Source organism: Patulibacter medicamentivorans, assembly GCF_000240225.1.
Taxonomy (GTDB): Bacteria; Actinomycetota; Thermoleophilia; order Solirubrobacterales; family Solirubrobacteraceae; genus Patulibacter; species Patulibacter medicamentivorans.
On the sequence record NZ_AGUD01000192.1, the window covers coordinates 44,937 to 54,975 of the forward strand.

At 72.6% G+C, this 10,039-nt stretch carries 10 protein-coding genes; 8 read left to right on the forward strand and 2 right to left on the reverse strand.

The window, feature by feature from the left end; all coding sequences use genetic code 11:
* The first annotated feature begins 122 nt into the window (after positions 1-122).
* Positions 123-1,640, forward strand: coding sequence for an aldehyde dehydrogenase family protein (locus PAI11_RS11530; RefSeq protein WP_040599949.1), 1,518 nt, complete (start codon positions 123-125; stop codon positions 1,638-1,640).
* Between the two features lie 7 nt (positions 1,641-1,647).
* Here the strand turns inward: PAI11_RS11530 and PAI11_RS11535 are convergent, their stop codons facing one another.
* Positions 1,648-2,577 carry a hypothetical protein gene (locus PAI11_RS11535; protein ID WP_007574748.1) on the reverse strand — a complete coding sequence of 310 codons (930 nt, stop codon included), beginning with the start codon at positions 2,575-2,577 and terminating at the stop codon, positions 1,648-1,650.
* Between the two features lie 188 nt (positions 2,578-2,765).
* Between PAI11_RS11535 and PAI11_RS11540 the strand changes: the two genes are divergently transcribed.
* The 4 genes from PAI11_RS11540 to PAI11_RS11550 all read left to right on the forward strand — a co-directional run bounded on the left by PAI11_RS11540 (position 2,766) and on the right by PAI11_RS11550 (position 6,630).
* Entirely contained in the window at positions 2,766-3,683 is a 918-nt protein-coding gene (locus PAI11_RS11540; RefSeq protein ID WP_007574750.1) for an ABC transporter ATP-binding protein, read from the forward strand.
* A 153-nt stretch (positions 3,684-3,836) separates the two neighbouring features.
* Positions 3,837-3,968 carry a hypothetical protein gene (locus PAI11_RS28310; protein ID WP_007574752.1) on the forward strand — a complete coding sequence of 44 codons (132 nt, stop codon included), beginning with the start codon at positions 3,837-3,839 and terminating at the stop codon, positions 3,966-3,968.
* A 35-nt stretch (positions 3,969-4,003) separates the two neighbouring features.
* Positions 4,004-4,657: a hypothetical protein gene (locus PAI11_RS11545; RefSeq protein WP_007574755.1), complete on the forward strand. Its 654-nt coding sequence runs from the start codon at positions 4,004-4,006 to the stop codon at positions 4,655-4,657.
* Between the two features lie 269 nt (positions 4,658-4,926).
* Complete coding sequence (locus PAI11_RS11550; RefSeq protein WP_081488379.1) at positions 4,927-6,630, forward strand: ATP-binding cassette domain-containing protein; 1,704 nt, start codon at positions 4,927-4,929, stop codon at positions 6,628-6,630.
* Between the two features lie 158 nt (positions 6,631-6,788).
* On the opposite strand, the gene PAI11_RS24285 is transcribed toward PAI11_RS11550, so the two are convergent.
* Entirely contained in the window at positions 6,789-7,424 is a 636-nt protein-coding gene (locus PAI11_RS24285) for a TetR/AcrR family transcriptional regulator (protein ID WP_007574759.1), read from the reverse strand.
* 119 nt (positions 7,425-7,543) lie between these two features.
* Between PAI11_RS24285 and PAI11_RS11560 the strand changes: the two genes are divergently transcribed.
* The 3 genes from PAI11_RS11560 to PAI11_RS11570 form a co-directional block, all read left to right on the forward strand.
* Positions 7,544-8,398, forward strand: a complete 855-nt coding sequence (locus PAI11_RS11560; protein ID WP_007574761.1) for an MlaE family ABC transporter permease — start codon at positions 7,544-7,546, stop codon at positions 8,396-8,398.
* On the forward strand, positions 8,398-9,210 hold the full coding sequence (locus PAI11_RS11565; protein WP_007574763.1) for an MlaE family ABC transporter permease: 813 nt from the start codon (positions 8,398-8,400) through the stop codon (positions 9,208-9,210). Before PAI11_RS11560 ends, PAI11_RS11565 begins: the two co-directional genes overlap by 1 nt.
* 3 nt (positions 9,211-9,213) lie before the next feature.
* A partial coding sequence (locus PAI11_RS11570) for an MlaD family protein (protein WP_040599952.1) occupies positions 9,214-10,039 on the forward strand: 826 nt, incomplete at its 3' end.

A 10,039-nucleotide genomic window follows, 5' to 3' on the forward strand; every position in this document is an offset into this window, starting at 1 on the left:
CGGGGGGCACGAACCCTTCGGCGGTGAGATGGCGTGCCGTCGATCGCTGACGAGAATCGGAGCGATCCGCCGCGTCGCGCTCTCTCGCGCGGCCGCGGCGACCACCGATCCGGGAGACGAGCATGGCGACCGTGGGCGTCCAGCACCACAAGATGTTCATCGGCGGCGAGTGGCGCGACGCCGCCGACGCGTACGAGATTCGCAACCCCGCCAACGAGGAGCTCGTCGCGACGGTCGCGAAGGGCGGCGCCGACGACGTCGACGCCGCCGTCGCAGCCGCTCGGGCCGCGTTCCGGAGCGGCTGCTGGTCGGGGCTGACCGGTGACGAGCGGCGCGCGGTGATGCTGCGGATCGCCGAGGGCGTCTCGGAGAACCTGGAGGAGCTGATCGAGCTGGAGATCGCCGCCAACGGCGCGACGGTCCGCCAAGCCGGCGGCTTCCACATCGGGCTCGCCGCCCCGCACATGACCTACTTCGCCGAGCTCGCCGCCAAGCACGAGGTCGAGCGGGGGATCGCGACGGCGCCCTATCCGACGATCTCCCACAACATCCTGCGACGCGAGCCGATCGGCGTCTGCGCTGGGATCCTGCCCTGGAACTTCCCCCTGGTCCTCAGCCTGTGGAAGATCGGACCGGCGCTCGCCGCGGGCAACACGGTGGTGATCAAGACCGACGAGAAGACGCCGCTGTCGACCCTGGCCTTCGCCCGGATCGCGCACGAGGCCGGGCTGCCGGCCGGGGTCCTGAACGTGATCACCGGCGACGGCGAGGACGTCGGCGCGCGGCTGGCCTCGCACCCGGACGTCGGCAAGGTCGCCTTCACCGGCTCGACCGCGGTCGGGCGCGAGATCATGCGGCTGGCCTCGCAGACGGTCAAGAAGGTCTCGCTGGAGCTGGGCGGGAAGGGCGCGGCCGTCGTGCTCGACGACGCCGACCTGGAGACCGTGGCCGACGCCGCGCTGTTCGGCTGCTGCCTCTACAGCGGCCAGATGTGCGAGTCGATCACCCGCCTGATCGTGCCGGACTCGATCCACGACGAGCTGGTCGCGCGGATCGTCGCGCGGGCCGCCACGATCAAGCTCGGCGACCCGGCCGACTACGACACCGACCTCGGCCCGGTGATCTCGGCCGAGCAGCACGAGCGGATCCTCAGCTACCTGCAGATCGGCCGCGACGAGGGCGCGACGGTGGCGACCGGCGGCGGCGTGCCCGAGGGCCCTGGCTTCGAGAAGGGCTTCTGGGTCCAGCCGACCGTCTTCACCGACGTCACCAACGACATGCGGATCGCGCGCGAGGAGATCTTCGGCCCGGTCCTGACGGTGATCAGATACAGCGGCGACCCGGCCGAGGGCGTGGCGATCGCCAACGACTCGATCTACGGCCTCTCGGCCGCGGTCTGGAGCGGCGACTACGAGCGAGCGCTCGAGGTCGCGGCCAAGCTCGAGGCCGGCACCGTCTGGGTCAACGACGTCCACATGGTGACCCCGGAGTTGCCGTTCGGCGGCTACAAGCAGAGCGGCCTCGGCCGTGAGCTGGGCCCCGACGCGCTCAACGAGTACAGCGAGGTCAAGCACATCCACGTCGATCTGTCGCAGCGACGGGAAGCACGCGCCTACGACATGGTCCTCAGCGACGGCTGAGGCCGCGCTACCGGCGGGCCTGCTCGTGGCGACGCGCCTCGAGCAGGCGGACGCCGCTGACGAGCGCGCCCTCCAGCTGCTCGAGCTCGTCGTCGCCGAGCGGCCGCTCCAGCGCGACGTCGGCCAGCGCGGCCGTCGTCGCGACCGCGGCGGACAGGGCCTCGTCGTCGCGCGGCGCCAGCTCGGCCCGCAGCAGGCGCAGCGCCGCGGCTGCCTGGAGCGCGGCGCCGCGGCTGCGACCGTGGTCCAGGTCCAGGTGCGTGCGCAGCAGCAGGTCCTCGGCCTCCAGCACTGCCTGGCGCCCCGTCAGCGCGTCGGCGACGGCCTGCGACGGGGCCAGCGCGGCCGCCCGTCGCTGGCGCCCGCCGGAGGGGGCCGGCAACTCGACGGCCTCGGTCCAGCCGCCGTCGGCGACCTGGCTGGTGGTGCCGTAGCCGATCCGGACCGCGCGGGCGTCGCGTCGCGTCACCTCGCTGACGTAGGGATCGCCAGCGCCGGCGCGGTGGGCGCGTATCGCCCGGTTGAGGACCTCCAGCCCCTCCTCGACCCAACGCTGCTGGAGCCCCTCGTCTCCGACGATCTCGTCGAGCCGCTCGCGGGCGGCCTGCTTGCCCGTCAGCGGCGCGCTGCCCTCGACGAAGCTGGCGAGGGCCACCGGCACCGGCTCGCCAGCGGCCTCGGCGACCGCCGGGCGCGCGCGGCGGCGGAGCTTGAACCCGGTCGTGCGGGCGCCGACGACCGCGATCACCAGCACGTCTGCCTCGCCGGTGGTCAGGAGCGTGCCGGTGGTGCGGTGTCGCTCGCGCGCCGGCTGCGGTCGGCCGTCGTCGCCGTCGGCCGTCCGCAGCCCGCGGAGGGGTGCGGCGACGTAGCGCCCGGGCGTCGGTCCGAGCCCGTGGGTGAACTCGAACTGGACGAAGACGAAGAGCGGATCCACGGCCCGACTCTACGCCCGGCACGGCATCCGCACGGGGTGCTCCCCCTCCCAGGGAGGATGGATATCCACCCCCTTGGGCATCCACTTCGCGGAGGGCCGACCGTACGATCGTCTGGCAGTGTGGGAGCCGGTCGGTCCGACTCCGCGAGCCGCCTCGTGCGGTGCGCTGCACGGCAAGGAGAGAAGCGATGTCGGGACGGGGGCTGCTCCACCGGAGGGCCGGCGGCGAGGACGGGTTCGATACCGGCGACGGCATCGCTGCCGACGCCGAGACCAAGGAGCTGCTCGACCGCGCCCACGAGTACAGCCTGCACGAGGGGCAGACCAGCTTCCGCGAGAAGCACCCCGGCGAGTTCTGGTCGATCGAGTGCATCGACGTCTACAAGAGCTTCGGCCGCCAGCCGATCCTCAACGGGCTGAACCTCGGCATCCCCGAGGGCATGATCACGATCGTGCTGGGCCCGTCGGGCACCGGCAAGAGCGTCCTGATCAAGCACCTGATCGGCCTGCTCTTCCCCGACTACGGCGACATCATCGTCCACGGCCAGTCGGTCCCGCACCTGACGACCTCGCAGCTGCTGGAGATGCGCCAGAAGTTCGGGATCCTGTTCCAGGACGGCGCGCTGTTCGGGTCGATGAACATCTTCGACAACGTCGCCTTCCCGCTGCGGCAGAACACCGACATGCCGGAGGACCGGATCGCCGATGTCGTCCACCAGCGGCTGTCCGAAGTCGGGATGGGCCACGCCGGCGAGCTGATGCCGAGCGAGTTGTCGGGCGGCATGCGCAAGCGCGCCGGGTTCGCCCGCGCGCTGGTGACCGAGCCGGAGATCGTCGTCTTCGACGAGCCGGATTCCGGTCTCGATCCGGTCCGCACCGCGCTGCTCTGCGACCTGATCGTGAAGATGCATGCCCAGCACGGCGGGACCTACGTCGTGGTCACGCACGACATCGCGTCGCTGCACCAGATCGGGCAGTACATCAGCGTGCTCTGGAAGGGACGGATCGTCCAAGCGGGCGGGCGCGAGGAGATGTTCGCGTCGGAGAACCCATTCGTCCGCCAGTTCCTCAATCGTCGGACCGAGGGCCCGCTCGGGATGGACTGAGCCCGTCGGCCGGCGCCGGCGGGTCCTCCCGCTGCGAACGAGACCGATGCCGGGGTGCTTCCCCGCGTGCCGTCCCCGGCGTCGGTCTCCGTTCGGCTGCGCCGAGCGTCGGTTCGCCCCCGATGCCATCGCCGTGATCGTGCGAGCCCTTCGATGATGTGGCTGCTGCTGGCCGTGACGATCGGCAGCGAGGTCTTCGCGACGTCGATGCTGCGCGCTGCCGGCTCGGACGATGCGGTGGCGATGGCGGGGCTCGGGATGGTCAACCTGGCCGAGACGACGTGAGCGCGGTGACGCGACCGCCCGGACAGTCGTCGCCGATGCCGGCGGCGCCGCGGGCCGACAGCGGCTGGATCGCGCCCGACGTCGCCGAGGAGCTTCCCGGTCTCGGGCTGGCCAGCTTCGAGGGCCCGTGCCCCGTGGCCGCGCGCAGTCCCCGGTGGGCGAAGGACCACCTGCGCCAGCTCTCGACCGCGATCGACGGCCGCGACGTCCTGCACATGCATCAGATGACGGTGCCGGCCGCCTTCCGCGCCCTCTTCCGGGCGTTGGGTCGCGACCCGGACCACGACCGTTCGCCGTACGAGGCGGCGTGCATCGAGCGGCTGGCCCGCGGTGGCTTCCGCCCCGGCGGCCTGCCGGACGACGCACTGCTGATCGCCCTGGTCGAGACCGGGGTGCCGGTCTGGGCGCTCGACGCCGACGCGGTTGACGGCACGCTCGGGATCCGCTGCAGCCTCAGCGGCGAGATCCCGGACCCGACCGATCCGGGCCGGCCGCTGCCACCGGGTCGCCTGGTGGTGGCGGACGAGCGGCGGGCGCTGGCCGACCTCTGCCGACCGCCGCGAGCCGAGGTCGCCGTCGGCCGCCGCACCGAGCGTGCGGTCTTCTTCGCCATCCGTCCTCCGGGCGTCGCAGCGATCACCGTCGACGAGGCGCTGTGGTCGTGCCACGCGCTGCTGGCGGCCGGATGAGCCCGCCGGCTCGCTCGAACGGGGGACGGCAACGCTCCCTCGGGCAGATGCGCGCTGCGCGCCGCCGACCTACGGTGGCGTTGGGAGAGAGGGGCCGGCGCCGAGCGCCGATCGACGCCCTGAGAGAGATCGGCTGAGGAGGGGGACGGTATGGCGCGTAGGGTGCTGGTGGGGTTGTCGGCTGCGGGTACGGTCGTGGTGGGGCTCGGGGCGACGCAGGGCGCGTCGGCGGAGTCGCGGAGAATGACGACGCGCGATGATGGGTGGCGATGGGTTCTTCGCCGTTGATCGATGAGGGTCGTGCGTCGTTGGCCGTGACGGGTCGGGCGTTGCGTGGTCGTGCCGTCGGCGTCCAGGCGCGCGGGACGGTGTTGGTGCGCGACGTCGATCTGGAGGTGCGGCCGGGCGAGTTGTGTGCGGTGATCGGGGCCAGTGGCTCGGGCAAGTCGACGCTGTTGCGGGTGTTGGCGGGCGTCAACGCGCCGAGCAGCGGGTCGGTGAGCGTTGGTGAGGAGCCGATCTGGAGCTGCACGGATGCGGTCGGCTACGTCCCGACCGGTGATCTGGTCCATCCGCAGCTGACGGTGCGCGAGGCGCTGGCCTATGCCGCTGCGTTGCGGGTTCACGACGTCCCGGCGGCCGAGCGCGCGGCGCGGGTGGAGGAGGTCCTCGACGAGCTGCACATGACCGCGCGTGGCGATCATCAGGTGCGGTCGCTGTCGGATGGCGAGCGTCGTCGGGTGGCGTGTGGCACGGAGCTGGTCGGGCGGCCGTCGGTGCTGGTCCTCGACGAGCCGACGACGGGGCTGGATCCGGGGCTGGAGCGGCGGTTGATGCTGCTGCTGCGCGAGCTTGCCGATCGTGGGCTGGCGATCCTGGCGTCGACGCACGCGACCGGCAGCCTGACCCTCTGCGATCGGATCGCGGTGATGGGGCCGGGTGGTCGGGTCGTCTTCTCCGGCAGTCACGACGAGGTGCTGCGGCACTTCGGCGCGAGCTCGATCGACGAGGTCTACACGGCGGTCGCGCAGCCGCTGACCGAGGCCCCGGGCCCGTTGCGGGCGGTGTCGGCCGAGAGTCCGGACGCGCCGGTCCGGCGTCGCGGGCTGCCGCCGGCGAGCGCTCAGGTTCGGACGCTCGCGTCGCGCTATGCGCTGTGCCTGGCGCGGGATCCGCGGTCGCTGGCGTTGATGATCGGGCAGGCGCCGTTGATCGGGATCGCGATCGGCTTGACGGTGCCCAGCCGGATCCTCTCCGATGCGGTGCTGGGCCCGTTCTACGGGGTGCTGCTGGCGTTCATGCTGGTCGTCGGCGCGGTCTGGCTGGGGCTGATCACGGCCTGTCGCGAGATCGCGCGTGAGCGCGACGCGCTCTATCGCGAGGTCGCGGTCGGAGTGCGGCTGGACTCCTATCTGCTGTCGAAGTGCGTGGTCCTGTTCCCGTTGATCGCGTTCCAGATCCTGCTGCTGGTGATCGCGGTCGCGGTCCTGCAGCCGCCTGACGGGCCGGCCAGTCAGTACCTCGGCGTGCTGGCGGTCTGCGTCGTGGCGGGCTGGGGGAGCGCCGCGATCGGGCTGCTGGTGTCGGCGGCGGTCCGCAACCCCGGTCAGGCGACGACGGCGCTGCCGTTGGTGGTGATCCCGCAGTTCCTGCTGGCCGGGGCGCTGATCCCGCCGTCGCAGATGATCGACCCGGTGCGGTTGCTGTCCGACATGACCTTGTCGCGTTGGGCGCTGTCGGGGATCGGCGGATCGCTCGACCTGGGGGCGGGGATCTCGAGCGAGTTGCGGACCGCGACCGGCCTGGAGGGCTCGTTCTTCGCCGACGGCGTCGGGCGGCCGTTGCTGATGATCGCGCTGCTGTCGGTGGTCACGCTGTTCCTCGCCGCGATCGTCCTCGACCGTCGGGTGACGGCCGCGGTCTACGACGAGTACGACGAGATCCCGACCACCCGACACGACACCACCAACTGAGCCGAAGCCACCTCTGACGATGGCGAGCGATCAACGTCGTCGGTGATCGGCGGCGTCGAGCGGCGGGCTCCGGTCGAGATCGCTCTGCCGCTACGGCCAGGTCGCGAGGTCCACGTAGGCGACCAGTCCGCTGGTGTCTGGGCGAGCGTCGTCGCCGCTCAGGCGGACGGCAGCTCGCCGCCCAGGGCGTCGCCGGCCGCGAGGAAGAACCTCGTCGCGCGCGCGACGACCTCGTCGCGTGGCCACTGCAGGTGGCCGACATGCCAGGCGGCGAGCACGTCGGCGACGGCGCTGATCACCAGCTCGCCGGCGAGGTCCGTGGATGCGGGGTCGCCCGCGGTTGGCCAGAAGAGCGTCGCCCGGGCGGAGATCTCCTGGCCGAGGGCGCGGGCGGTCACGGCTCGGCCGCGGGTGATGACTTCGCTCGACTGGCTCTCGGTGGCGAGCACGCTCAGTCGTGGCTCCGACAGCATCAGGTCGATCAGTCCCTCGATCAGGCCGCGGGCCCGGGCCTCGCGCGAGGCTCCGCGGGCCGCGGCCTCCTCCAGCACGCCGGTGGCGACCGCGACCACGTCCTCGAAGAGCGCGTCGATCAGGGCCTCGCGGTTGGCGAAGCTCTCGTAGAAGTAGCGCTCGCTGAGCTTCGCGGCCTGGCAGACCCCGGTCACGGTCAGGCCCTTCGCGTCGCCGTCGGCGAGCAGCGCGCGGGCCGCCTTCAGCAGTCGCGTGCGGCGCTGCGCCTGGCGCTCGTCGGCGGTCAGGCCGTTGTAGACGCGTTGGCCGGCGGCGGACACGGAGCCATGGTCGCAGAGACGACCCGAATCTGACAAGAGCCTTTCTTGACATCTGGAAATCGCTCTGTCAGAGTGGCGCCGCTCGCGAGCCCGGTGGCGGCCGCGAGCGGGAGAGCGACGTGGATCGAACGATCGACAACGGGGCCGGGCGACCACCGGCGAGCACCCGTCCGGCGCCCCGCCGGGCGTGGCTCGACGGGCGGCTGGCCGGGGCGACGCTGCAGGCCGGCGGGATGCTCCAGCTGGCCGGTCAGGCGTTCTGGCGCGGCTTCCGCCCGCCGTACGACTACGGGCCCGAGCTGGTCGAGCAGTTGCGGTTCGCGCTCCGGATCTCGCTCTTCCCGCTGGTCCTGACCGCCTTCGCGCTCTCGTTCGGCCCGGCCGGCATCCAGGCCTCCAACTTCCTCGGCCTGTTCGGCGCGCTCGACCGGCTCGGCGGGGTCTACGTGATCGTCGTGATCCGCGAGTTCGCGCCGCTGGTGACGGCGATCGTGGTCGCCGGAGTGGCCGGCACCGCGATTTGCGCCGACCTCGGCGCCCGCCGCGTGCGCGAGGAGATCGACGCGCTCGAGGTGCTCGGGATCGACACCGTGCGGGCGCTGGTCGTCCCGCGGCTGTTCGCGATCGTGATCGTCTGCGTGCTCTTCGACGTCTTCGCGCTGCTGGCGGGCGTCCTCGGCGCGGTGCTGGTGGTGGTCCAGAACCACGCTCCGGTCGGCCCCTTCTTCTCGACCTTCTTCAGCAGCGCGACGACGCTGGAACTGGCCGCCTCGTTCGTGAAGTGCGCGATCTACGGGGTGATGATCGCGATCGTCTGCTGCTACAAGGGGATCAACGCCTCCGGCGGCGCGGCCGGCGTCGGGCGGGCGGTCAACCAGTCGGTGGTCGTGGCGTTCCTCGCGACCGGCGCGATCAACTACGTCTTCACCCAGCTGCTGCTGGCGACCAACCCGATCCTCTCGGAGGTTCGCTGATGGCGGTCCGGGCCGCCGGCCGCCGCGCGCGCGAGGTCCGCGACGGGCTCGACGCGCTCGGCGACGGCGCCGAGTTCGCCTGGCGGGTCGCCAGCGGCGCGCTCAGCTCGCGGATCCGCCGCTACCTGGTCGAGGTCCTGCGGCAGGCGAGCCTGCTGATCACCGGCTCGGTCCTGATCGTGCTCGGCCTGGTCTTCGCGCTCGGGTTGGCGATCGGGATCGAGGGCGCCTACGCCTCGAAGATCGTCGGCGCGCCGTCGGTGGCCGGGGCGTTCGCGGCGATCGCCGACCTGCGCGAGATCGCCCCGTACGCCTTCGGCTACATGATGGCCGCGAAGGTCTCGACCGGCTACGTGGCGGAGATCGGGACGATGCAGATCGCCGAGGAGGTCGACGCGCTCGAGGTGATGGGCCTGGATTCGGTGCTCTTCCTCTGCTCGACGCGGCTGCTCGGCACCTGGCTGATCCTGCCGTTCGTCTACGCGATCGCGATCGTGGTCTCCTACGTCGGCTCGTTCGTCGCGGTCGTGATGCAGGTCGGGCAGGTCTCGGCCGGCGGCTACCTGGAGCTGTTCTGGAAGTTCCAGAGCCCGCAGGACTACCTCTTCTCCGGGATCAAGGGCATGACGATGGCGACCTTCGTGGTCCTCGTCGGCTGCTACTACGGCTACCGCGTCCGCGGCGGGCCGGTCGACGTCGGCCGGGCGACCGCGCGGGCGATGGTCGTCAACCTGATCGGCGTCCACGTGATCGGCATCCTCGGCTCCCAGCTCTTCTGGGGCGGGATGCCTCGGCTCCCGATCGGCGGCTGAGCGGTGGCCGGTGGGCAGGAGCGGACGCCGCGCGCGGGAGCACCCGCGCCGGTCGCGCGGCGCGCGGCACGCCGGCGGACCCGCCGCGGGGTCGCCGTCGCGCTGCTGGCGGCGGTGGTCGCGGCCGTGGCGCTGCTGGTCGCCGGCGGCGACGACGGCTATCGGGTCCACGCGCGGTTCGCCAACGCCGGCCAGATGGTCGAGGGCGCGACCGTCCAGGTGGCCGGTCGCCGGGTCGGCACCGTCACCCGGCTGACGCTGGCCGCCGACGGCACCGCCGACGCCGAGCTGTCGCTGAGCGACCGGCTCGCGCGGCCGCTGCGGCGCGACGCGCGGGCGGCGATCCGGGCCGTCGGCCAGGCCGGCGTCGCCAGCCGCTTCGTCGACCTGACCCCCGGCTCGTCGCGGGCCCCGGCGATCGCCGACGGCGGCACCCTGCCGCTGGCCCAGACCCGCGGGATCGTCGACCTCGACGCGATCCTCGACCGGCTCGACGCGCCCGCCCGCCACGACGTCCGCGGGCTGATCCGCGGCGCGTCCCGGATCTACGCCGGATCGGGCGCGGCCTCGTTCAACCGGATGCTCGCGCGGCTCGACCCCGCGCTGGGCGAGACGGCTCGGCTGTTCGGCGAGCTGGAGGCCGACGGCGACGACGTCGAGCGGCTGATCATCCGCGCCGGCGACGCGGCCGGCGTGATCGCCGCCCGTCGCGAGGACCTGCGGCGGGCCGTCTCCGCGACGGCGCGGGCGCTCGGCGCGGTGGCCGAGCGGCGGACCGCGCTCGACGGGGTGCTGCGGCGGGCGCCGGCGGTGCTGCGGACGGCCCGCG